Below are 22,434 nucleotides of genomic sequence, written 5' to 3'. Positions count from 1 at the left end.
CGGTCAGTTCCTTGCCGGGGTGACGTACACCGTGGCGGACGAGTTGTCCCGTGCCGCCTTCTTGATGGTGAGCGAGACGCCGTAGTTGACGCCCTGGTCGCCGGGGTTACCGGTGCCCAGCACGATCGCGCCGCCGCCCAGGGTCACGCCGTAGAACTCCGGCGCCGGGCTGCCGTCCGGGTGGGTCACCCGGGTGGTGTACGGCGCGTTGTTCCGCGACGGCAGCACCACCGAGGCGTCGTTGTCCCGGGCGTACGCCGCCCCGTCCCGCATCTCGATGCCCGGGTACCAGCCCTTGGCGTCGGTGAACGCCTTCACGCCCGGCTGGGACTTGAACTTCGTGCAGTAGGCGCTGTACGGCTCGTCCGCCGCCTCCAGGCACTCCGTGAAGGGGTACGTCTTCTGCAGCGTGAACGCCGCGTTCGCCGACTGCGGACGGCTGGGCAGGTTGTCCGTCACCGACGGGTCCTTCACGGCCGCCTCGCCCTTACGCCGGTACGGGTCGAAGTGCGAGTCGACGATGAGCAAACCACCCTTCGCGCCGTAGCTGGGCAGCGCGGTCATCTGCCCGGTGACGTGGTTGACGTCGCCGAGCGCGGTGTCGCGGTACCAGACCAGCATGCCCGGGGCGTTGTACGAGATGCGGTCGACCTTCCACGCGTCGTGCGAGTAGATCGTGTCGTAGGCGTACTTCAGGCCCTTGTCGAAGCCGTCGAAGTTGCGCCACTCTGCCAGGTAGAACTGGGCGTGGATCTCGGTGCCGCTGGAGACCTTCCAGCCGGCGCCGGTGGTGTCGACGAAGGTGCCGCCGGTGGCCGTCCAGCCGTTGGCGCCGCCCTCGACGTCGTCACTCCAGGTGGTGGCACCGCCGCCGGTGACCGAGAAGTCGTCGACGAACCAGTTGCGCTCCTGGAACGCCTCGTCGGTCGCCTGGCGCAACCGCAGCTGCACGGTCGCCCCGGCGTGCGCCGACAGGTCGACGTAGTCATGACGCCAGCCGTTGGTGCTGCCGGTCAGGCCGTACTTCTTGCCGCCGAAGTCGTTCATCCGGCCGTTCGGGTCCGGGTAGCCGTCCGGCGTGGTGACCACCGTGCCGCCCTCGTCGTACACCTTCTGCTCAGTCCAGGTCGTACCGCCGTCGGTCGAGAGTTCGACGAAGCCGTAGTCCCAGTCCTGCTCGATGATGTAGTTGTTCCACATCCAGAACTTGGCGTCCGCAGCCGCCGGCACGTCGACCGAACGGCTTAGCTTGACGTCGGCCCACTCCTGGTCATTGTTGCTGTGCCACATCTTCGTGCCGCTGTGCGGCGTGGCCAGCGTCGTCACCTTGTCCGGCAGGTCGACCTTGATGCCGTCCTCGGAGTCGATCGGCGTACGCGAGCTCTGTCCGAGCTTCACCTCGCGCGGGTTAGACCCGGGGCGGATGGTCAGCGGATCGGCCCAGCCGAGCACCCACTTGTCCCAGATGCCCATGTGGGTCGGCAGCGCCTGGAAGATCTCCCCGGAGTGCGAGCCCGAGGCCATCAGGTCCCAGAAGTCCACGTCGGAGTCGGCGTTGCCGGAGGTGTCATAGAGGTCCGGCAGGCCCAGGTCGTGGCCGAACTCGTGCGCGAAGACGCCGACACCGGCGTCCTCCGGCTGCACGATGTAGTTCGACACCTTGATGTTCGTGCCCGGGATGGTGTAGCCACCGGCGACCGTGGAGGAGTGCGCCCAGACGGCGTAGACACCCTCTGCGCCGCCACCGCGGGACTTGCCCTGCCCGGCGTGCACCAGCACCAGGTGGTCGATCACGCCGTCCGGCTCGAAGACGTTGCCGTCCCCGTCCCGGTCGGCCTGGTCCTCGATGTCGTAGTCGGCCCAGGGGAAGTTCGGGTCCGTCGCGGCGAGCGCGTCGATCGCGTCGGTCGCCAGACGACCGGCGCCGGCCGGGTTCTCCGGGTGGCCGTTCATCGACTGCTCACGGCCCGGTACCCAGTTGCCGTTCTCGTCCTGGAAGCAGCGGTTGGCGGCGTACCATCCCTCCGAGTGCGGCACAGTGACCCACGGGCTGGCCTGCCCGGCAACCGTGTACGCGTTCTTGGACATTTCCAGGTACATGTTGTGCATGGTGCGACCGGACAGGTCGATGCCCCGCTTGCCGTCCGGCCCCTTCAGGTCCTTGCGCACCCGCTCGGTGATGCCCGTCTTGCTGTAGAGCATCTTGTCGAAGTGGGCCGGCGAGAAGTCCGGCACCCACATCGAGTTGTTGTCCTCGTGCGGCAGGGTCGCCGGGTTCGGGATGTTGTTGTGCTTCGGGCCGTTCTGCACCGTGCCGGGGACGCAGGTCCGGTCCTCGAACACCGTCTTCGGGACCATCACCCCGGTGAAGTCGTCGTTCGCCTGGTCGTTGAACTCCACCAGCAGCGTCAGCAGCTTCGCCGTCTGGGTGGTCGGCGACTGCTTGATCTTCCGGGGGCTCTTGCCGGTTTTGATCGACTTCGCTTCGATCTTGGCCAGCTGCCGGGCGGTCACCGGGTTGCCCCGAGCGTGCTTCTTGTCGAATGCACGCGCATCGTCGACGGCGGGGGTGTAGACGCCACCCTTGCCCTTGACCTCGCGGCCGGAAGTGTCCGGCTGCACCTCGGGCTCGGCGTAGTTGATGTAGTGCTCGTCGGCCCCGATCACCGCCCGGGGGGTGGCGGCGGACGACGTCTGGGCTGCCGCGCTGCCGGTCACGGTCAGTGACGTGGCCGCGAGGGCGATAGCGGGCAGCGCGACGAGTAGTCGTCGTCGCGCCCCGGACTGCGGTTTGTGGTTCATGCCGCTCCATTTCTCGGGCACGGGGAGGAGGACGTTGAGGTAGCCGACCATCGATCTGATGTCTGTCGAACTCTCCCAACCTGCGTGAACCTAAATCACAACCGGCCCAAAGCACAGAGGCGGCCCGCCGCGTATGTCCGTTCAGCTTCTCCGGACTCCTCCGACTGACCGATGTGACAGTGCTGAGGCGGTGTGGGTCGTACCCGTAAGAAATGACGGAGGGTGGCGGTCCGCACGGACCGCCACCCTCCGATATGTACGCCTGCCGTCAGTCCTCGTCGGCCTTCGCGCCGCTCATCCCCGAGGAGATCAGCTCCATCACGGACGAGTCCTGCAACGTCGTCACGTCACCGAGCGACCGGTTCTCCGCCACGTCGCGCAGCAACCGGCGCATGATCTTGCCCGAGCGGGTCTTCGGCAGCTCCGGCACCAGCATGATCTGCCGCGGCTTGGCGATCGGGCCGAGCGTCTTCGACACGTGGTTGCGCAGATCGGCGATCAGCTGCTCACCCGCCGCACCGGCGATGTCGGTGCTGCCGCGCGGAATCGCGAAGGCGACGATCGCCTGCCCGGTGGTCGGGTCGGTCGCGCCCACCACGGCCGCCTCGGCCACCGACGGGTGCGACACCAGCGCCGACTCGACCTCGGTGGTGGAGATGTTGTGCCCGGACACCAGCATCACGTCGTCCACCCGACCCAGCAGCCAGATGTTCCCGTCGTCGTCCTTCTTCGCCCCGTCACCAGCGAAGTACATGCCCTCGAACCGGCTCCAGTAGGTCTCCAGGAACCGGTTGTCGTCACCCCAGATGGTGCGCAGCATCGACGGCCACGGCTCACGCAGCACCAGATACCCGCCACCGCCGTTCGGCACCGACTGGCCCTGGTCGTCCACCACGTCGGCCGCGATGCCCGGCAGCGGGGTCATCGCCGAGCCCGGCTTGGCCGCGGTCACCCCGGGTAGCGGCGAGATCATGATGGCGCCCGTCTCGGTCTGCCACCAGGTGTCCACGACAGGCAGCTCGCCCCGGCCGATGTTCTGCCGGTACCAGATCCACGCCTCCGGGTTGATCGGCTCACCGACGCTGCCGAGCAGCCGCAGCGAGGACAGGTCGAAGCCGGCCGGGATCTCGTCGCCCCACTTCATCATCGTCCGGATCAGGGTGGGAGCGGTGTAGAGGATGGTCACCCCGTACCTGTCGACGATCTCCCAGAACCGGCCCTTGTTCGGGGTGTCCGGAGTGCCCTCGTACATCACCTGGGTGGCGCCGTTGGAGAGCGGCCCGTAGACGATGTAGGAGTGACCGGTCACCCAGCCGATGTCGGCGGTGCACCAGTAGACGTCCGTCTCCGGCTTCAGGTCGAAGACCGCGTGCGTGGTGTACGACGTCTGCGTCAGGTAGCCACCGGTGGTGTGCAGGATGCCCTTCGGCCGCGCCGTGGTGCCGCTGGTGTAGAGGATGAACAGCGGGTGCTCGGCGTCGAACGGCTGCGCGGTGTGCTCGGCCGACGCGGTCTCCACCGTCTCGTGCCACCAGAGGTCCTTCGACGACCAGGCCACCTCCCCGCCGGTGCGGCGGACCACCAGCACGTGCTCCACGGATGGGCAGTTCGCCACCGCCTCGTCCACGGTCGGCTTCAGCGCCGACGGCTTGCCCCGCCGGTAACCACCGTCCGCGGTGATCACCACTTTGGCGCTCGCGTCCTGGATGCGGTTGCTCAGCGAGTCGGCGGAGAAGCCGCCGAAGACGACGCTGTGCGCGGCGCCGATCCGGGCGCAGGCCAGCATCGCGACCGCCGCCTCCGGGATCATCGGCAGGTAGATCGCCACCCGGTCGCCGGCGGTGACCCCCAGCTCGGTCAGTGCGTTCGCCGCCCGGCAGGTCAGCTCGTGCAGGTCGGCGTAGGTGATGGTGCGGGTGTCGCCCGGCTCGCCCTCCCAGTGGATGGCGACCTTGTCGCCCCGGCCCGCCTCGACGTGCCGGTCCAGGCAGTTGTACGCCACGTTGAGCTGCCCACCGACGAACCACTTGGCGAACGGCGGGTTCGACCAGTCGAGCACCTCGTCCCACTTCTTCGACCAGGCCAGCCGGTCCGCCTGCTTCGCCCAGAAGGCGAGCGGGTCGGCGGCGGCCTCGGTGTACGCGTCGGCGGTGACGTTGGCGTTGGCGGCAAGCTCGGCCGGCGGGGGGAACTGGCGCGTCTCGTTCAGCAGATTGGCCAATGCCTCGCTCATGCCGTGACTCCTCGTCCTCGGGTGACCTGCGTCTCGCTAGGGTAGTCGTGGGGCTTCCGGCAGGCGACCGCTGCCCGCTTCCCTCGCGCCGAGCGGCCTCCGCCGCGCGCCCGACGGCCCGCGCAGTCGTGCCCGCGTCGGGCGCGCTGCGGCGGGCGGTGGCCCGGGTCGCGTTGCGGGCGGGTGCGGCCCCGGAGGCCGGGCCGGGTCGCTAGCGTGGCGGGGTGACCACGGACCCGCTCGCCCCGCTGCTCGCGCTCGCCGACATCGCCGCCGCCGTCGAGCAGGCCCGCGAGCGGTTCGACCAGGCGCTCGGGCACCGCGCGCTGCGCCGGCACGGCGGCCAGGTCGCGGCCGAGGTCAGCCTCCGGTCCGCGGTGGCCAGCGCCGCCCTCGAGGGGTACGCACACGAGCGCGAGGCGGTTCGCGCCGGCACCGTCACCGACCCGGTGCTCCAGGGGGCGCTGCGGGTAGCCGGTGCCCTGCCCGGGCTGAGCGAGCTCTGGCCGAAGGCGCCCCGGCAGGCCCTCGCGAAGCTGCACGTACTCGCCGCCCGGGACATGGTGCCGGAGGACGAGCTGGGCCGACCGGTCGCCGACCCGGTGGTCGCCGCCAGGCTGGACGGTCTCGCCGGGCTGGTCGCCGGTGGCACGAAGGTCTCCCCGCTGGTGCTCGCCGCCGTGGTGCACGGGGAACTGCTGAACCTGCGCCCGTTCGCCGGCCCGTCCGGCGTGGTGGCCCGCGGCGCCGCGCGGCTGGTGCTGCTCGCCAGCGGCTTCGACCCGCGCGGCCTGCTCGCCGTCGACGTCGGCCACCGCGAGCGGGAACCCGAGTACGTCGGCTCGGCCGGCGCCTTCGCCACCGGCACCCCGGACGGTCTGCGCTCCTGGCTACGCCACTACATGGCGGCCGTAGAGGTCGGCGCCGACCAGCTCACCGCCATCGGCGACGAAATCCTCGCCGCCACCTGACCCCGCGCTCCCGCTCCTGTCGATCATGGAGTTGTGGTGGCTCACAAGAAACGCGAAGAGCGCCAATACGCCCACCACAGGTCCATGAGCCCTTTGCTCTGCTTACACCCACGCAACAGGCACTGTCCGGATAGCGGGCACCAGGTGTTGCGCGGGAGGGTGGGTGTGGAGGTCAGGCGGTGGCGGCGGAGCGGGTGCGACGGTGCCGGCCGTACCAGGCGATGCCGATGGCCACACCCACGCCGACCCCCAGTGCCGCAGCGGCCACCGGGACGGCGGGACGCTCCCGCAATCGACGGCCCAGCGGGATCGGGTGGCGGAACTCCAGCACCGGCCAGGCGTTCTCCGAGGCCAGCTTGCGCAGCTGCCGGTCCGGGTTGACCACACTCGGGTGGCCGACGCACTCCAGCAGCGGTCGGTCGCTGTACGAGTCGGAGTAGGCGTACGAGTCGGCCAGGTCGTAGCCCCGGGCGGTGGCCAGCTCGCTGACCGCCTCGACCTTGCTCGGGCCGGCCGCGTAGAACTCGACCTCGCCGCTGTACCGGCCGTCCCGCACCGTCATCCGGGTGGCGATCACATCGGTCACCCCGAGCAGTTCACCGATCGGCCGGACCATCTCCTCGCCAGAGGCGGAGACCAGCACCACGTCCCGGCCGGCCGCCTGGTGCTCCACGATCAGCGCGGCGGCCTCGGCGTACACGTAGGGGTTGATCAGCTCGTGGAGCGTCTCCGCGACGATCTGGCGGACCTGCTCCACCGGCCAGCCCTTGCAGAGCGCAGCCAGGTAGTCCCGTGTTCGGGCCATGGTCTGCTCGTCGGTGCCGCCCAGCCGGAACATCAGCTGCGCGTACGCCGACTTGACCACGTCACGCCGGGTGATCAGCCCGTCCCGGTAGAACGGCCGACCGAACGCCAGGGCGCTCGACTTGGCGATGACGGTCTTGTCCAGATCGAAGAAAGCGGCACTTCGGCCCACGGCGCGAAAGTCTAGCCGGATGGTCTATGGTCGGCGGGTGCCCGGGGTCAGGCCACCCCTCGGACCTGCGGGCCGGCGCCACCACCTCCGCTCAGCGTGATCACGCTCACACTCCGCAAGGAGATTTTCGCAGTGAGTGGAGTGGACACCACTCGACGTGACGGGCCCGCTCAGGCAGACTTGTCCGCACGACGAGCTTTCATATCTCGGAAAACAGACAGACCCTCGGCGGTTGCACCCCCCGTGACCGCTGAGTGGTTCGGCTCGACCCCCCCGGAGCCGAACCTTCGACGACCCCCGTCTCCCCCCGACGGGGGTCGTCCCTTTGTCCTGGGAGCGCTCCGTAGCAGGTCACAGGTCGTCCTCCTGCCCGTCCAGGTCGTCCAGGGACGGCGTTTCCCCGACCGGAGGCAGCAGGGAGGCGGCAGAGCGGTCGAACGCCTCCAGGACACGTGCGGCGTAGTCGTCCGTGGTGTGTGCGTATAACGATTGAGCGTCGTGCCCGGAGCGTGAGCCGAGTCAGTGAGTCCGGTCCGTCGATGTTCCTGGCGGTCACGGAGCTTCACCGCGCGCTGTGGCCAACATTGGCGGAGTGTCACGCAAGTCCTGATACCGATCTGTCACGCAGGTCCCGAGACCGGACACCGGCCTGCCGGCGTGTGATCCGACATTTGATGTGTGACTGGGATGCGATCGCTGCGAGCGCGCCACACCAGGTCACAGGTCGCCTCGGTCCTCCAAAACGCCCTCCCGGGAGGGGTCACTCCCGACCTCCGCCGCCGCGCCGCCGCTTCGGCCGGGCGATCTCGCCCGCGATCGGCAACCAGTAGAAGGGGATCAACGCGGTGATCACGGCCACGCCGAGGACGGGGACCAGGGCACCCAGCACAACTCCGGCGGCGATCCAGAACGGTGCGATCCGGAACCGCCTGCTGATGGCTCTCGCGCCGGCGGGATCAACGGTTCCCAGCAGCCGACGATCACGGCGCGCGTACGCCCAGATCGCGTTGAACAGAGTGGCTGCCACTCCGAGCGAGATGCCGTAGAAGACCACGGCGGTCCGCTGCCCATGTCCGTCGCGGAACGCGGCGGCCAGCACGGACGCGGCGAATGGCAGGAACGCGATGGTCATCAGCAGAAGAGTGTTGAGCAGCAGGACCACCCGGTCGGCGGCGCGCAGGTGGTCGAACATGACGTGGTGGTTGGCCCACACCTGCCCGATGAGAAGGAAGGTGAGGGCGTAGGCCAGGTAGGACGGCCACAACGCAGCGAGACCGTGGGTCAGGTGCCGGGTGTCCTGCGGTGGATGGATCTCCAGTACGAGCAGGGTGATGGAGATCGCGAAGACGGCATCGCTGAAGGCGACGAGCCGCGCGGGTTGGCGCTCCATCCCGAAGGCCATCGACTTTGCTGGTTCGCGAACAGGTTCTGCCACCGCCCAAGCCTGAGATACAGGACCTGCCTATACGTGCAGGCGGGCGGGCGTGTCACCCACCATCCCGCCCCGCCGGCCGCCCGGGGTCGGTGCTCGTGCCGGTCGCGTACCAGTTCCGACCGACTCGGCTGACCGAGGGCAGCGGGGCCGCTCCTATGTGTGCGGCCCCGCTGCGCGTTCCATCGAGGCGGAGCGTCGGTCGGACAGGCCGCGCACATAGCAGATCAACTGTCACGCCGGGCGTTGTCCACAGCCCGCGGCGTTGTCCACAGACAGCGTCGCCGGGGCGGTCTGCGGGGCGGATTCCGAGCAGGGTCGGCGGCACAACCGAGCCCGACCGCTGGAGGCCGCGATGCCACCCCGTACCTCCGTTCCGCCGATCCGCCGGCTACCGCTGGTCGTCACGGAGGACGGCGACTTGCTCGACGACCTGCTCCGGCTCGCCGCCGCCGGCGGCACCGAGGTCGAGCTCGCCGCCGACCCGGCCGCCGCCCGCACCCGTTGGCTTCCCGCGCCGCTGGTGCTGCTCGGTGCCGATCAGGCGCAGTCGTGTCTGCGTGCCCGATTGCCGCAGCGGCCCCGGCTGGTGCTGGTCGGTCGGGCCGGCCAGCTCGACCCCGGCTGGCAGATCGCCGAGCTGATCGGGGCCGAGCACGTCGCCATGCTGCCCGCCGCGGAGCCGTGGCTGGTCGATCGGTTCGCCGAGCAGGGCCCGGACCGGCCGGACGGTTCCGGCGCCCGGATCGTCGCGCTGCTCGGTGGCCGGGGCGGCGCCGGGGCGAGCGTGCTGGCCGGCGGGCTCGCCGTGACCGCCGCCCGGGCGCGGCTGCGTACCCTGCTCGTCGACGCCGACCCGCTCGGCGGCGGTCTCGACCTCGTGCTGGGCTGGGAGCAGCTGGACGGGCTGCGCTGGCCGTCGCTCACCGGCGCGGACGGGCGGGTCGACGCCCCCGCGCTGGTCCGGGCTCTGCCCAGCCGGGGCGACCTGGTGGTGCTCTCCTGGGACCGCGGCGACCTGCTGGCCCTGCCCGCGGCGGCGATGGCCGCCACCGTCGACGCTGCCCGGCGCGGCCGGGACTTCGTGGTCGTCGACCTCCCTCGGCAGTTGGACGACGCCGCCATGATCGCCTTGCAGGCGGCCGATCAGGCGTTCGTCGTCGTCCCGGCCGAGTTGCGTGCCACGGCGGCCGCCGCGCGAGTGGTGGCCGCCGCCGCCCCGCACTGCGCCGCGCTCTCGGTGGTGGTACGCGGCCCCGCACCGGGCCACCTGCGGGCGACCGAGGTGGCACGGGCGCTCGGGCTTCCCCTCGCCGGCACGCTGCGCCCCGAGCCGGGGCTCTGCCGCGGTCTTGAACGGGGCGAGGCGCCGGCCGCCGCCGGCAAGGGACCGCTGGCCACGCTCTGCCAGCGGATCGTCTCCGACCTCACCGGCGTGCCCGCTACGGGTGCGGCATGACCGGCCGGCCGGAGGAGCACACACTCGCCGCCCGGGTGCGGCAACGGATCGCCGCCGACACCACCCCGGTCACCCCGGCGGCGATCGTCTCCGCGGTGCGGGCCGAGCCCACCACCGCGGTGCTCGGTGACACCGCCGTCCTGCGGATCGCCGACCGGGTCCACGACGACCTCGTCGGCGCCGGGCCACTGGCGTCGCTGTTGGCCGACCCGGAGGTGACCGACGTCCTCGTCAACGGGACTCGGGTATGGGTCGACCGTGGGTCGGGGCTGCACCAGGTCGCCGTGCCGGTTGGCTCGGTGGAGGACGTCCGGCGGTTGGCGCAGCGACTGATCGGCAGCGCCGGGCGGCGGCTCGACGACGGCTCCCCGTACGCGGACGCGCGGCTGCCCGACGGCACCCGGCTGCACGCCGTGCTGCCGCCGGTGGCGACCGAGGGCCCCTACCTGTCCCTGCGGACCTTCCGGCACCGCCCGTTCACCCTCGATGAGTTGGTGCGCCAGGGGACGGTGCCGCGACCGGTGGCACCGCTGCTCGCCGCCGTCGTCGCGGCCCGGCTGGCGTACCTGGTCACCGGCGGTACGGGGTCGGGCAAGACGACCCTGCTCAACACGCTGCTGGGAATGGTGCCGGCCACCGAGCGGATCGTGCTGGTGGAGGACGCCGCCGAACTGCACCCGGGGCATCCGCACGTGGTGGGGCTCCAGGCGCGAACCGCCAACGTCGAGGGAACGGGTGTGGTCAGCCTCGCCGACCTGGTCCGGCAGGCGTTGCGGATGCGCCCGGACCGGCTGGTGGTCGGGGAGTGCCGGGGCGGTGAGGTGGTCGACCTGCTGGCTGCGTTGAACACCGGCCATGACGGGTGTCGGTTCTCACCGGAGATTTCAGTACGCCAAGATTCTTTTCCGTACAAATTTCAGCGACGTCCCGATATTTCAGCCGGCTCTCCTGCCTTGGCCAAGCGCCCGGGACGAACGCGGCCCGCGCTGCCGCACCGGCGCAATCCGTGACGAGCGGTACCACGTGCCCATCACCCTGCAGAGGCAGCCGGGCACCTGGCGCATCGATCTGTCCGTGTGGCTGCGCGATCCGCACGCCACCGCCCGGCACGAGGCGCTGCGGGAGTCCATCACCGACGAGCAGTGGGACGCGGTCCTGCCGATCAAAGACGTGTGGCACCGGCTACCGGGCTACCCAGACCAGATCGGTGGCCTGGTGATCTACGCCGCCGTCCTGGACCACGGCGTTCGTACCCCCCAGCAGTTCGCCGCCTGGCTGGTCGAACACCGGCCCGCCCAGCCCTAGGCGGCACCCGCCCGCCTGTGAATGGCTGAGGCTATCCGTAGATAGGCCTGCCGGGCCCAGTTCTTCCCCCGCCCTCCTACTCTGCGCCTTCGCGTATGGCGCGCCAGGTGATGCCTGCTGACGTCCACAACAGGGCACCTGTCACGACAAAGACCGACGCGGCGCCTGCGGCACCGGCCACCACGCCGGCCCCTAGCGGCACGAGAACCTGACCCAGTCGATTCCCGGTGAGTCTGAGCGACAGGGCGGATGCGCGGTTCGGTTGTGACACCAGTCCGACGACCCAGGTCATGGTCAATGGTTGCCCAATGCCCCAGAAGAAGCCGGCAATCGCCAGCAGAAGCGCCATTGCCATGGGCTCGCGAAGGAGCGGCACCGCGGCCATCGGCAACGCCGAGCACAACGTGGCGGAGACCAGGAGCCAGGGGCGTGGCAAGGACTTCAGCAGGCGCGGCAGGACGGCGCGAGACACGACTGACGCCGTCGTCCTCACGGTCAGCAGCAGCGAGACAAGGATCACGCTGAAGCCAAATTGCTCTCCGAGAACCGGCAGGTAGGCCGAGAGCAGGTCCATCGAGGTCAGGACCACCAGGCTGCTGAATAGCGCAGGCCGCATGCCTGGGATCGCCAGCATTCTGAACACGGACTGCTGCACGTCCCTGGCGGACGTTCCGGCGGGAGAAGAGCGTTCACTTAGGACGAAAGCGAACGGTGCCGCGGGCACTGCGCCAGCGATCATCGTCAGGAGCGCCGGGGTGGTGGCCACAGAGCGCTCGTCGCTGCTCGCGGCGGCAACGAGCCCGGCCAGGGGCAAGCCGACCGACTGGCCAATCGACACGCTCAATGTCCAGCCGGCGAACCGGCGGTCGAGTTCGTGGGGCTTCGAGAGGATGGGTACGAGACCTTGCCCGGAGACCGTGGTCAGGATCTGGCCGAATCCCAGGAGCACATTGCCGAGGGCGAGGACGACCAGGTCACCACTGACCGCGACCACCAGTACGGAGACCGCAGTAAGCACCACCCCTGTGCGAAGTACGGCAGCCGCGTGCCGCCGGTCGACAGCCCGCCCCACCTGGACGGCCACGATCAACGGCACAAGCGAGAACAGTGCCGTTATGATCCCGATGGCCAGGGCGTCGCCGCCCAGTGCGAGGGCCCGATACGACACGAGTACGCGGACAGCGTTGTAGACGGCCTGGAGCAGTGCTGTGGAGACGCATAAATGGAAGAACCAACGCTTCGCCGTCGGCCTTTCCCAGAGTTGAGGCACGGCCGGTCCTTCTCAGGCGAGCTCGAAGAGCGCGGCCATGCCCTGACCACCGCCGATGCACGTTGTCTCCAGTCCGTACCGGGCGTCGCGGCGTCGCATCTCGTGCGCGAGGGTAGTGAGGATTCGAACGCCGGTGGCGCCGACGGGGTGGCCCAGCGAGATTCCCGAGCCGTTGACGTTGACGCGGTCCAGGTCGTCGTCCTTGATGCCCCACTCGTCGAAGCAGGCCAGGACCTGGGCGGCGAACGCCTCGTTCACTTCGATCAGGTCGACGTCGTGGAGGGTCAGCCCGGCGCGGCCCAGTACGGCTGCTGTCGCTGGTACGGGGCCGATTCCCATGGTCGCGGCAGGAACACCCGCTACTGCCCAGCCCACCAGCCTGACCATCGGGTCGAGCCCGAGATCACGAGCGCGGTCCGGCGTGGTGACCACGCACGCCGCGGCACCGTCGTTCTGGCCGCTGGACCATGGACACGGACTGCAGCGCGCCACGGCCGCGAGCCTTGGTGCGGTGCAGCACGTAGGCGACGAGGAAGGAGAGCACCGTGCCGGCGGCGGCGGCGAGCAGAGCCACCACCACGCTGTTGCCGGCCGCACTGAGGAAGAGGTCGGAGTGGAGAACGGTGCCGAACGAGCTGAAGTCCACCGAACCCGGCTTGGTGAGATCGCGGAACGACATCATGTACGGGGAGGTGCGCACCGCGCTCAGCACCAGCGCGGCGATCGGGAGCACGATCGACAGCGTGAAGTACAGCAGGGCGAACGCCACGGCTGGCCATCGCAACCTGCCCAGGTGGATGCGTCGCAGTAGCGTTGCCCTCCCGGCTCGACAACCCAGGTGGATCGAGCATCGGAGGACGCGGTGAGTGGCACGTCAGATCGTGTGGTCATCGGGATGGACCCGCACAAGCGCTCTGCCACGATCGAGGTCATGGCCGGCGATGAGACCGTCGTCGGCGGCGGCCGGTTCGACACCGACCGCGACGGCTACATGGCGATGAGGAAGTACGCCAGCCGATGGCCGCACCGGGTCTGGGCGATCGAGGGCTGCCAGGGCATCGGTCGGCACATTGCCAACCGGCTACTGGCCGATGGCGAGCAGGTCCTCGACGTCCCGCCGAAGTTGTCGGCCAGGGTGCGGGTGTTCGCCACCGAGCAGGGCCGCAAGACTGATGCCACCGACGCTCACTCCATCGCGTTGGTCGGCACCCGCATGGCCGGGCTGCGCCCGGTGGTCAATGATGAGCAGCTCGCTCTGCTGCGGATTCTGGTCGACCGGCGCCGCTCCCTCGGTGAGGACCACACCCGGATGGTGTCCCAGCTGCACCAACTGCTGCTGGAACTGATTCCGGGTGGGGCGAAGAAGAGTCTGTCCGCCGCCCAGGCCAAGGCACTGCTGGCCACGGTCCGGCCCCGTGACGCGGTCGGCAAGGCTCGACGGCGGGTCGCCGCGGAGCTGATCGGTGACCTCGAACGGGTCTACCGGCGCTCCAAGGAGGCAGACAAGGAACTGAAGGACCTGGTCGCCTCCACCGGCACCACGTGAGCAGGGAGGCGCCGGCGGGCAGCGGGTCGGCCCGGCGGGCGGTGGACGCCGAGCAGAGCACCTGGCCGCCGTGCGCGGCGGCGGCGATCCGGGCCGCACGGTGCACATCGGGGCTGGCGTACTCGCCGTCGCGTGGTTCGGCGTAGCCGGTGTGCAGGCCCATCCGCACCCTCGGCGCGGCCTCGGGGGTGGGCCAGTCGTGGCTGGTCAGGGCCCGCTGGGCGGTGAGGCAGGCGGTCAACGCGGCGGTCGCGTCCGCGAACGCGAGGAAGAACGAGTCGCCCTCGGTGAACAGCTCCGCGCCGCCGGTGCCGGCCAGTGTCCGGCGCAGCAACCGGCGGTGCTCGCGCAGCACCGGTCGGTAGTCCGGGCCGAGCAGTTGGGCGAGCCGGGTCGAGCCCTCGATGTCGGTGAACACGAAGGTCACCCACCCGGTCGGGAGCTGGATCCGTTCCGCCATGCGTCGAACCTCCGCCCGTGACGTCGGGTTCATGCTGCCCGAAGCCGAGCGGTCACGCATCGTGAGAACGGCCCGGCCGGGCTCGGACTCAAGGTGCCACTCGGCCACGCCCAGGGCAAGGTCGGCCCTCCGCTCGGTGGTTGTCCGGCGCTCCCGGGGCTCGGGCCGGCAGGCCTCGGCCCACGATCGTGCCCGCTCACGGGGCGGGCCAGCCCCGCCGGGGACCGGCTGACCGGTTCCGGCGGGACTGGCCCTAGGAGTGGTGCCGGCCTCAGCCGGTACGCAGGGCGATGTTCACGGTGTTCTTCGCCCCCCGGACCGTGGTCACCGTCGACGCCGGCTGGAATCCGGGCGCGGCCGCGGTGACCTGGACCTTCTGGTTCTTCGCCAGCCGCAGCTGGTAGCGGCCGTGGGCGTCGGTCACCACGGTGTAGCTGACCGGCCCGCAGCCCTGTTGACCGTGACCGTCGGCCTGGTAGTCGCCGCAGACGGTCACGGTCGCACCTCCGACCGCGCCACCGGTGGCGGCGTCGGTCACCGTCCCGCTCAGCGTCGCCCAGTTCGGCGGCGCCTCGAAGTGACCGGTCACCGCCACGTTGCTCCCCGGGTACGGGGCGTCGGTGAGCACGACCAGCCGCGCGGCCAGGTCACCCGGCTGGGTGACCTCGTCACCGTCGACCCGGACGGTCACCCGGACCGAACGGCCCGGCGCCACGTCCAACTCCCGCTTGTCCACCGACAGCCACGGCACGTCCGCCGTACCGCCGCAGTAGTCGTACCCCGGCAGCATCTCGGCGCTGAGCTGCGGGTTCCACAGGCCCACCGAACCACCGACCCGGTACACGCCGCAGGCGGTGGCGGCGTCGGAGGTCGGGAGGTTCACGTTGGGCAGGCGGCCCCAACTGTCCGAGACCGGGTCGTACTCGATTGCCTCGTTGGTCAACATGGAGCCGTTCTGCAGGCCGCTGAAGAGCTGCAACTTGTCGTAGGCGCCGCTGGCGCCCATGGCGAAGACGCCGTACGGCGCGTCCGCGCCCCGGGTCCATTCGCCGCTGGCCGGGTCGAACACGAAGGTCGACGCGACCATGTTGTCACCGTCGTACCCGCCCGCGCAGACGACCCGCTCGGCGACCCCGGCGCAGCCGGGAGCGTTCACCCCGACCGGGTAGTCGGTGAGACGGGTCCACGAGTCCTGGATCGGGTCGTACCGGTAGACCGTCGCGGCGTGCGCCGGGCAGGACTCGAAGCAGCCTCCGACGACGTAGAGCCGCCCATCGAGCGCCGCGATCGCGGCGTCGCTGACGGGCTGCGGCAGGTCCGCCGCCCGTCCCCAGGAGTCCTGGGCGGGATCGTAGACGTACACCGTCTTGAGCACGGTGCCCTGCATGCTCGTGCCACCGACGACGTACATCTTGTCGTCGAGGAAGATGCCGGACCCGTTCGCGACCGCCTCCGGGGAGTCGGCGATCGGGCTCCACGTGAGAGTCACCGGGTCGTAGACGTACCCGCCGCGGGTCATTCCCTCCAGGAAGCCGTTGGTGGTCCCACCCACGGAGTAGAGCTTGCCCGCGTGGTAGCCCGCGGCGTTGTACAGGATCCGGGTCGGGTAGTTGGCGATCCGGACCCACGGCTCGACGGCCGGGGTCGCGTCCTCCGGACTGGCCAGCTCCGCCGGCTGGACCGGCTGGCCCGCCGGCGCCTTCGGCAACGGTCCCGTCCTCGGCGGATCCACCTTGACGCGCCGCAGCGGCGCGCCGGGCTGCTCGGCGACCCGTTGACCGGCCGGGCCGGTGGGGGTGACGACCTGCTCGCCCAGCTTGACGTGCACCGGACTAGTGCCGTCGTTGGTGAGGGTGAGGGTACGGGTGGCCGACTTCCCGAGCCGCGTGGTGAGGTCGAGGCTCTCTGCGCTGACCTTCAGGTGCCCGGCGCGCAGGCGCCAGTCCTTGGTGGTGACGCGGTCCGGCGACACGGTGGTGCGTGCCTCGCCGGTGGCGTACCGGGGGTAGCTGACCGTGAACGTCGGCTTGGCCTGCGAGCTGAACAGCCAGTAGAAGCCGTCCGGCAGGTTCGGGTCGAGCGGCGTCGCGGCGCTCACCGCGAGCTCGCTCCGGCTCGCCTTGTCGACCAGCTTCGCGCCGTCGACGGGGTCACCGGTGTTGTCGTCGCGCACCACGCCGGTGACCAAGCCACCGGGGGTCGGACCGCAGGCGCCGACGGTGACCTCGTCCACCTGCCACAGGGCGATACCGCTGCCGGCGTAGTGGAAACGCAGCCGGGTCCGCGCCTGACCGGCGGCCTGCGGCAGCGGAACGCTCACCGGCCCGAGCGCGTTCTCGGTGTTCTTCTGCCAGACGGTAGTCCAGGTCGAGCCGCCGTCGACGCTCAGGTCGATGCCCACCCGCGCGGTCCCGCCCTCACCCAGGTAGAGCGTCTTGAACGCGAGTTGCGGTGCGCTCTGACCCGACAGGTCGACCACCGGCGAGACGAGGTTGGTGTCCTCCTCCGTCAGGTCGTTGTGCCAGGAGTCGGCGGTGGCGAACCCGGCAGTGCCCCCGGTGACGTTGTCCAGACCGCCAGGCTCGTCGAACTGCCAGGCGTGCCCGCCACCGAGGTTGTCCTCGACCGTCCAGCCCGCCCGCTCGGCCGGGTCCGTCCAACCCTCGAAGTTCGCCCGCAGCGGGTACGCGTAGCCGGGCGCCAGGCACGACGTCTCGTCGATCCCCGCCCGGACGTCCCGGACCACGGCCCCCTCACCGACCGGTACGTCGACCGCGCTGGTCCGGTAGCCCGGGTAGAGCGGGGTGACGATCAGGTGGTAGGTCGAGTCGGCCGGCAGGGTCAGCTCGTAACGGCCGGTCTTCGGGTCCGTGAACCACGGTTCGACCGGCAGGCCGGGCGCGTTGATCCGCGCGTACAGCGGCCAGCCGTGTCCGGAGTCGTCGGTGACCGTTCCGCTGACCTCGACCTCGGCGCTGCGCTGGAGGCGGATGTCCCGGGTGGCGTTGGCGCCGGCGGTGACGGTCGCCGACGCGGTGCCGTCGCCGTAACCGTAGGCGGAGGCGGTGACGCCGTACTCGCCGGCCGAGAGCGTGGCGGCGTAGCTGCCGTCGGCGCCGGTGGTGACCGTACGGTGGATCGGGCCGCTGATCCGGACCTCGGCACCGCTGATCGGCTCGCCGGTCTTCGCGTCGGTGACCTTGCCGGCCAACTGGCCCGTCTCGCCACGCGGGGCCTCCGCGATCGCGGTGTAGGCGTCCAGCTTGCCCTGGCCCCAGACGTTGTTGTTGGTCGGCGTACCGCCGCAACTGGTGTCGCTGACGTCGACGGCGACCTGGTCGAGCACGGCCGTGGTGCCGGCGATGTCCCCGATGAGTCCGGGCGCGGCCGACCACAGCAGGGCGATCGCGCCGGCCACGTGTGGGCTCGCCATCGACGTGCCACTCAGTACGCCGTAGCCGCCGCCCGGAACGCTGGAGCGGACGTCCACTCCGGGGGCGGCGATGTTCGGCTTGGTGATGCCGCCCGCGCCGGGGCCCCGGCTGGAGAAGTACCCGATCTTGCCGTTCACGTCGAAGGCGCCGGCGCTGTAGGTGGACGCGTAGTCCCCCGGGGTGCCGGAGGTGTCGCAGCCTCCCTCGCCCGCGTTGCCGTTGGAGAACATCGGGAAGATGCCGGCGGCCCGCCAGTCCTCGACGATGTCGGCGAACCACGGGTCACTGGCGGCGCCGTTGTCGGTGCCCCACGAGTTGTTCACGATATGCGGGCGCAGATCCGGCCGCGGGTCCTGGCCGGCCAGGTTCGTCGGCGCGAGCATCCACTCCGCCGAGGCGAGCAGCGCGAAGTCGGAGCAGCCCCGCTCCTCGCAGCCCTTGGCGGCGATCCAGCGGGCACCGGGCGCGACACCGATGTGGTTGCCGGGACCGCCGTCGCCGACCATCGTGCCCATCGTGTGCGTGCCGTGCTGGTTGTTGTCGCAGGGCGCGAGCGACGGCGAGCCGCAGACCTGGGACGGATCGAACCAGTTGTAGTCGTGCGAGAAGCCGGCCTCGCCCGTGTTGCCCCGGTACGACTTCACCAGGGCGGGGTGGTCGAACTGCACGCCACTGTCGATGCTGCCCACGACGATGCCCTCGCCGCGCGTGCCGTCCGCCCACACCCGGTCGGCACCGATCGCGTGGACGCCCCACTCCACCTCGTCGACGTCGGCGACCTGCTGCGCCTTCAGCGGCTCCGGCAGCTCGTACATGCGGTGCACCTGAATGGCGCTGACCTCGGTCTCCTTGGCGAGGGTCTCGGCCAGGTCGAGGGTGCCGCGGGGGACGTAGACGGTGTTGGAGGCGTAGAAGGTGTGGTACTCCACGCCCTCCGCCTTCAGCCGGCGGACGACGTCGGCCTGGCTCTTCTCGGCCGTCTTTCGCAGCGCCTCGACGACCGCCGCGCCGCGCGCGTTCCAGTCCTTGACGGCCGACGCCGCGGACAGGTCGGCGCGGTCTTCCAGGCGTACCCAGAACGGCTGCACCGGAAGGGTCCGCATGCTCGCCCGCAGCTCCGGCTGGAGCTTCTCCGGGGCTGCTGCGGCGGGCTGGCCGGGCCCACCGGTCACGGCCGTCACGCCGGCCACCAGGCCGAGCGCAGCGACTAGGCTGACGAGCTGGGACCAACGTGCACGCCGGGCGGTTCGGACGGTGCTCATCGGGCACCTCCCGCCCGTGGCGCGACGGTGACAGGGCCGGCGCACGGGAGCGCCGGTTCGGGCGGTGTCGCGCTCCGCCAGGTCGGATCCAGGGGTACTGCTTCGGTTGGCACGCTGCGCACTCTCCTTCGGCGAGTCGACTCACGACTGCGCCCGCCGGCTGAGCCGATCGGCCATGGTCGCGAGCGCACCCGGCACCGGCACAGGTTTCCTGGCGAGCGCGCCTGCCGACGATGCCACCACTGCCGATTCGGCAGAAGGCGGTTGTGACGTCCGGTTCACGCCACCGGCGGGAACAGGATGGACATCAACCCGGGGTTGCCGCACGATGAACGGGTGCTGCGGATCTTGGGGGTCACGGCGGCCGAGCAGGCGCTCTACGAGTGGTTGCTCGAACGCCCGGTGGTTCCCCTTGAGACGCTCGACCGGTCGGCCGCCGACCAGCCGTGGCGAGGGCAGGCCCGTGCGCTGCTCGCCCGGCTCGAGGAGTTGGGGCTGGCGCTGCGACTGCCCGGGGCGCCGGCGCGATTCCAGGCGGTGGCACCGGACGAGGTCTCCGATGTACTGACCCTCGCCGGTGAACGCGCTCTGTCCCGCGCCCGGGCCCGGCGCGCCCGGCTGGCGGCGGTCTTCCACGCCGGTCAGCACCCGCACGACGCGGGAGGCCTCGTCGAGATCCTGCACGGAAAGCAGGCGATCAAGCAAGCGTTCATCGACGTCCAGCTCAGCGCCCGTCATGAGGTACGGGTCTTCGACGCTCCGCCCTACGTGGACGTCCCGCCCCTGAACGAGCCGGTGGAGTTGGAGCTGCTGCGCCAAGGCATCCACTATCGGGTGATCTACGACCGGCGGGGGCTCGACGATCCCGGCCGGCTCGCCGACTTCGCACAGGGGCTCTCCGTCGGCGAGGAGATCCGCGTCTCCACCGTGCCGATCAAGCTGGTGCTCAGTGACCACCCGCTGGCGCTGCTCCCGGTCCACCCCGAGAACGTCGAGTCCGCCATGCTCGTCCGCGACCCGACCCTGATCGAGATGCTCGGCGCGCTGTTCGAGATCACCTGGGAGCAGGGCGTCCCGTTGCAGGTACGCGACGGCCACCCGCAGCTCGTGGAGGTCGGCGACGCACCGTCGCCGGTCGAGGGCGAACTGCTACCCCTGCTCGCGGCCGGGCTGACCGACGCGGCGATCGCCGCCCAGCAGGGCTGCACCGAACGCACGGTGCGTCGCCGGATCAGCGCGATGCTGCGGCGGTTGGGGGCGGCCAGCCGGTTCCAGGCCGGCTACCAGGCCATCCGCCGCGGCTGGATCACCACGTCCGGAGGCGTGGTCTGACAGTGCCGACGCATCCGGAGGGCGACCTCGACGCGACCGGCCTGACCGCGGTCGAGTCCGCGGCGTACGAACTGGTCGTCGCGCAGCCGGGTGCCACGGCGGTCGACCTCGACCGGTCCTGGATCCGTTCCGAGCCGCTGCGTGACGCGCTCGGCGCGCTCGCCGCCGCCGGGCTCGTCGTGGCGGGCGACGACGACCCGACCACCTACACGGCCGTCGACCCCGAGGTCGCCCTCGACGCACCGATCCGGGCGTACGAGCGGCGGTTGCAGGCCGCCCGCGAGAACCTCCACCGCCTGGCCGCGGTCCACCGCACGGACCCCAGCCTCACCGACTCGACCGCCGTGCTGGAGGTGGTCAGCGGGCGCGAGGCGGTGCTGGAACGGCTCCACCGCCTCCGGCGTACGGCCGAGACGGAGATCCTCTGCCTGGACAAGCCCCCGTACCTCGACGGGGCCGGCACGACGAGCGGTGGGGTCGAGCTGCTCCGGCGAGGCGTGCGCTCCCGCACCATCTACGAGCGCTCGTCCCTCGAACAGCCGGGCGCCCTGCACGGGCTCGAACAGCTCGTTGCCGCCGGCCAGCAGGCCCGGGTACTGCCGACCCTGCCACTCAAGCTCTACCTCGCCGACGGCCGGTACGGCCTGCTCATCCGCCGGCCCGACGACGAGGGTGGGAGCGCCGTGCTGCTCCGGCCCTGCGCGCTCCTCGACGCCCTGGGGCACCTCTTCGAAGGGCTGTGGCGGTCCGCCCTGCCACTGCAACCCTCTCCGGCCGCGCCACCGAACCACCGCCCTCCGGTCGAGCACCGACGGCTCATCGCGCTCCTGCTCTCCGGGCTCACCGACGAGGCGATCGCGCGCCAGCTCGGCGTCGGCTACCGCACCGCGCAGCGACACATCGCAGCGCTGATGGCCTCACTCGGCGCCCGTACCCGGTTTCAGGCCGGTGTGCAGGCCGCCCGCCGGGAAGAGCGGGAAGAGCACGAACCGTAGGAGCCGCTGTCGCCCGGCTCAGCAGCCGCAGATTTCGGCTTTGCCGACTCGGGTGGCGGACACGCTATCCTCATCCGCCGCCTTGCTCCGACCTCGCCGGGGCGAAGTGTGGCCCAGAACCCAGCTCTCCACCAGCGGGCGAGCTCAGCGAGAGTTCAGCAGCGCCGTTCCCGCTGAGCTTGCGCGGTCTGGATCAGCCAGCGGCCGTCGTCGTAAAGGACCGCCTTGGCCACGACCGGGTAGCGGGTGCTCTGGCCGGGCGCGGAAACCGCCTCACCGGTGCTCTTGCGGACCACACGCCAGTTGCCGTGGTCGAAGCAGTCCTCGATCTGCACCGTGAAGGGCCGAGAGCTGACATTCACCTGCGTCGCCTGCGGCGACCAGGACGGCGTGCCCGCGTTGATCAGTCCCTGCTGCTGGTGCTGCTGCAGAGTCAGCCGGATCTGCGTCAGCAGCGGGTCAGCCGTGTACCGCCGCAAATCCCCGCCCGAGACGTCACTGGTCGCCATCGCGGCCAGCTGCGCCTCCCGATAGCTGTTGTAGGCGGCCAGGGCGTCGGCCCGGGCCTCGGCGGCCTCCGCATCCTCGGTCGAGGACGGGGCGGCGGCGGTCGCTGACGGGGTGCTGGTGGGAGCCTCGGTGAAGGAGGAGCACCCGGCGCCGGCGACGGCCAGCACCGCGGTGGCCGCACGTACGCGTCGGCGGGGCCCCGTCGTAGTGATGATCAACGCCTCTTCCTTCCCGGTGCAGGGTTAAGCGGTTGATGGACCTGCACGGCATCGGACCGTCCGGCGCCGCCCGGCTGCTGGTCGAAATCAGCGACATCACCCGGTTCCCGAACCGAGCCCACTTCGCCTCCTGAAACGGCACCGCCCCCATCGACGCGTCATCCGGCGAGCAAGTACGCCACCGCCTCTCCCGCGCCGGGAACCGACAGATCAACCGGGTACTGCACAT

Annotated in this window: 15 protein-coding genes and 3 pseudogenes; 8 read left to right on the top strand and 10 right to left on the bottom strand. The window is 70.7% G+C overall.

The features are described 5' to 3' along the window. Positions 1-3: 3 nt before the first annotated feature. Together ACFYPS_RS28600 and acs are read right to left on the bottom strand one after the other, a co-directional pair. Entirely contained in the window at positions 4-2,802 is a 2,799-nt protein-coding gene (locus ACFYPS_RS28600) for an immune inhibitor A domain-containing protein (protein WP_354967348.1), read from the bottom strand. Between the two features lie 268 nt (positions 2,803-3,070). Continuing rightward, entirely contained in the window at positions 3,071-5,035 is a 1,965-nt protein-coding gene (gene acs, locus ACFYPS_RS28595) for an acetate--CoA ligase (RefSeq protein ID WP_354967349.1), read from the bottom strand. Positions 5,036-5,259: 224 nt separating this feature from the next. Between acs and ACFYPS_RS28590 the strand changes: the two genes are divergently transcribed. After that, complete coding sequence (locus ACFYPS_RS28590; protein WP_354967350.1) at positions 5,260-6,006, top strand: oxidoreductase; 747 nt, start codon at positions 5,260-5,262, stop codon at positions 6,004-6,006. Between the two features lie 172 nt (positions 6,007-6,178). On the opposite strand, the gene ACFYPS_RS28585 is transcribed toward ACFYPS_RS28590, so the two are convergent. Further along, positions 6,179-6,982 carry an HAD family phosphatase gene (locus tag ACFYPS_RS28585; protein WP_210911022.1) on the bottom strand — a complete coding sequence of 268 codons (804 nt, stop codon included), beginning with the start codon at positions 6,980-6,982 and terminating at the stop codon, positions 6,179-6,181. A 760-nt stretch (positions 6,983-7,742) separates the two neighbouring features. Continuing rightward, positions 7,743-8,417: a TMEM175 family protein gene (locus tag ACFYPS_RS28580; protein ID WP_387328432.1), complete on the bottom strand. Its 675-nt coding sequence runs from the start codon at positions 8,415-8,417 to the stop codon at positions 7,743-7,745. A 352-nt stretch (positions 8,418-8,769) separates the two neighbouring features. Here ACFYPS_RS28580 and ssd point away from each other — a divergent pair, with 352 nt between their 5' ends. The 3 genes and pseudogenes from ssd to ACFYPS_RS28565 all read left to right on the top strand — a co-directional run bounded on the left by ssd (position 8,770) and on the right by ACFYPS_RS28565 (position 11,178). After that, positions 8,770-9,873: a septum site-determining protein Ssd gene (gene ssd / locus ACFYPS_RS28575; protein ID WP_387328532.1), complete on the top strand. Its 1,104-nt coding sequence runs from the start codon at positions 8,770-8,772 to the stop codon at positions 9,871-9,873. Further along, a pseudogene (locus tag ACFYPS_RS28570) lies at positions 9,870-10,736 on the top strand (TadA family conjugal transfer-associated ATPase); the annotation flags it as partial. The gene ssd and the pseudogene ACFYPS_RS28570, both read left to right, overlap by 4 nt. A 160-nt stretch (positions 10,737-10,896) precedes the next feature. Next, positions 10,897-11,178 carry a hypothetical protein gene (locus tag ACFYPS_RS28565; RefSeq protein ID WP_354967352.1) on the top strand — a complete coding sequence of 94 codons (282 nt, stop codon included), beginning with the start codon at positions 10,897-10,899 and terminating at the stop codon, positions 11,176-11,178. Positions 11,179-11,254: 76 nt separating this feature from the next. Here the strand turns inward: ACFYPS_RS28565 and ACFYPS_RS28560 are convergent, their stop codons facing one another. Genes ACFYPS_RS28560 through ACFYPS_RS28550 form a run of 3 tightly spaced genes read right to left on the bottom strand, consistent with a single transcriptional unit; the run spans position 11,255 to position 13,217 of the window. Further along, positions 11,255-12,448 (bottom strand): MFS transporter, encoded by a 1,194-nt coding sequence (locus ACFYPS_RS28560; protein ID WP_387328428.1) that lies wholly within the window; start codon positions 12,446-12,448, stop codon positions 11,255-11,257. A gap of 12 nt (positions 12,449-12,460) precedes the next feature. Next, positions 12,461-12,835, bottom strand: a complete 375-nt coding sequence (locus ACFYPS_RS28555; protein WP_354967354.1) for a hypothetical protein — start codon at positions 12,833-12,835, stop codon at positions 12,461-12,463. Between the two features lie 16 nt (positions 12,836-12,851). Then, the gene (locus tag ACFYPS_RS28550; RefSeq protein ID WP_354967355.1) at positions 12,852-13,217 is read right to left on the bottom strand and encodes a hypothetical protein; all 366 of its coding nucleotides are present in this window, start codon (positions 13,215-13,217) and stop codon (positions 12,852-12,854) included. 126 nt (positions 13,218-13,343) lie between these two features. On the opposite strand from ACFYPS_RS28550, the gene ACFYPS_RS28545 reads away from it, so the two are divergent. Beyond that, entirely contained in the window at positions 13,344-13,994 is a 651-nt protein-coding gene (locus ACFYPS_RS28545; RefSeq protein WP_387328425.1) for a transposase, read from the top strand. On the opposite strand, the pseudogene ACFYPS_RS28540 reads toward ACFYPS_RS28545, so the two are convergent. Then, positions 13,966-14,454 (bottom strand): annotated as a pseudogene (locus ACFYPS_RS28540) (adenylate/guanylate cyclase domain-containing protein); the annotation flags it as partial. The gene ACFYPS_RS28545 and the pseudogene ACFYPS_RS28540 sit on opposite strands and share 29 nt — an antisense overlap. Before the next feature lie 271 nt (positions 14,455-14,725). Continuing rightward, on the bottom strand, positions 14,726-19,150 hold the full coding sequence (locus tag ACFYPS_RS28535) for a S8 family serine peptidase (protein WP_387328423.1): 4,425 nt from the start codon (positions 19,148-19,150) through the stop codon (positions 14,726-14,728). A 336-nt stretch (positions 19,151-19,486) separates the two neighbouring features. On the opposite strand from ACFYPS_RS28535, the gene ACFYPS_RS28530 reads away from it, so the two are divergent. Both ACFYPS_RS28530 and ACFYPS_RS28525 read left to right on the top strand, forming a co-directional pair. Continuing rightward, positions 19,487-20,482 (top strand): helix-turn-helix transcriptional regulator, encoded by a 996-nt coding sequence (locus tag ACFYPS_RS28530; RefSeq protein ID WP_354967357.1) that lies wholly within the window; start codon positions 19,487-19,489, stop codon positions 20,480-20,482. Positions 20,483-20,484: 2 nt separating this feature from the next. Next, a complete protein-coding gene (locus tag ACFYPS_RS28525; RefSeq protein WP_387328419.1) occupies positions 20,485-21,477 on the top strand; it encodes a hypothetical protein in 993 nt (330 codons plus the stop codon). A gap of 155 nt (positions 21,478-21,632) precedes the next feature. On the opposite strand, the gene ACFYPS_RS28520 is transcribed toward ACFYPS_RS28525, so the two are convergent. Next, on the bottom strand, positions 21,633-22,205 hold the full coding sequence (locus ACFYPS_RS28520; RefSeq protein WP_354967359.1) for a hypothetical protein: 573 nt from the start codon (positions 22,203-22,205) through the stop codon (positions 21,633-21,635). 35 nt (positions 22,206-22,240) lie between these two features. On the opposite strand from ACFYPS_RS28520, the pseudogene ACFYPS_RS28515 reads away from it, so the two are divergent. Beyond that, positions 22,241-22,434 (top strand): annotated as a pseudogene (locus tag ACFYPS_RS28515) (transposase); the annotation flags it as partial.

The sequence above is a fragment of the Micromonospora sp. NPDC005087 genome, from assembly GCF_042872965.1.
GTDB lineage: Bacteria > Actinomycetota > Actinomycetes > Mycobacteriales > Micromonosporaceae > Micromonospora.
The sequence above is the reverse complement of the archived record's forward strand: the minus strand, read 5'-3'. Positions and strand labels throughout refer to the sequence as shown.

What these genes read in the sequence shown, in the direction of transcription:
- ACFYPS_RS28600 (WP_354967348.1), bottom strand. Translation starts at nt 2,802, where the DNA reads ATGAACCACAAACCGCAGTCCGGGGCGCGACGACGACTACTCGTCGCG.
- acs (WP_354967349.1), bottom strand. Translation starts at nt 5,035, where the DNA reads ATGAGCGAGGCATTGGCCAATCTGCTGAACGAGACGCGCCAGTTCCCC.
- ssd (WP_387328532.1), top strand. Translation starts at nt 8,770, where the DNA reads ATGCCACCCCGTACCTCCGTTCCGCCGATCCGCCGGCTACCGCTGGTC.
- ACFYPS_RS28555 (WP_354967354.1), bottom strand. Translation starts at nt 12,835, where the DNA reads ATGGTCAGGCTGGTGGGCTGGGCAGTAGCGGGTGTTCCTGCCGCGACC.
- ACFYPS_RS28545 (WP_387328425.1), top strand. Translation starts at nt 13,344, where the DNA reads ATGGACCCGCACAAGCGCTCTGCCACGATCGAGGTCATGGCCGGCGAT.
- ACFYPS_RS28535 (WP_387328423.1), bottom strand. Translation starts at nt 19,150, where the DNA reads ATGAGCACCGTCCGAACCGCCCGGCGTGCACGTTGGTCCCAGCTCGTC.